The sequence below is a fragment of the Dolichospermum sp. UHCC 0352 genome (genome assembly GCF_009711925.1).
GTDB lineage: Bacteria > Cyanobacteriota > Cyanobacteriia > Cyanobacteriales > Nostocaceae > Dolichospermum > Dolichospermum lemmermannii.
This window is the reverse complement of sequence record NZ_VIKY01000149.1, coordinates 1-625: the sequence shown is the minus strand read 5'-3', so window position 1 is coordinate 625 and position 625 is coordinate 1. Positions and strand designations below refer to the sequence as shown.

The window sequence follows — 625 nt, the reverse complement described above, 5'->3', positions numbered from 1 at the left end:
TTTATTTGCAATCTTTAGATATCAGAAAACGCCAATTAGGTGATGATCATCCCGATGTTGCTTCCAGTCTAAACAATTTGGCAGGATTGTATTATTCTCAAGGACGTTATAATGATGCTGAACCTCTTTATTTGCAATCTTTAGATATCAAAAAACGCCAATTAGGTGCTGACCATCCCCATGTTGCTTCCAGTCTTAATAATTTGGCAGAATTGTACAGGTCTCAAGGACGTTACAATGATGCTGAAGCTTTTTATTTGCAATCTTTAGATATCAGAAAACGCCAATTAGGTGATGATCATCCCGATGTTGCTTCCAGTCTAAACAATTTGGCAGGATTGTATTATTCTCAAGGACGTTATAATGATGCTGAACCTCTTTATTTGCAATCTTTAGATATCAAAAAACGCCAATTAGGTGCTGACCATCCCCATGTTGCTTCCAGTCTTAATAATTTGGCAGAATTGTACAGGTCTCAAGGACGTTACAATGATGCTGAAGCTTTTTATTTGCAATCTTTAGATATCAGAAAACGCCAATTAGGTGATGATCATCCCGATGTTGCTTCCAGTCTAAACAATTTGGCAGGATTGTATTATTCTCAAGGACGTTATAATGATGCTGA

The 625-nt window shown here is 37.0% G+C and carries 1 protein-coding gene; it reads left to right on the top strand.

All coding sequences use genetic code 11. From position 1 onward, the window contains the following. Positions 1-625: tetratricopeptide repeat protein (locus tag FJR06_RS10335; RefSeq protein WP_168651377.1), on the top strand; the 625-nt coding region annotated here is incomplete at both ends.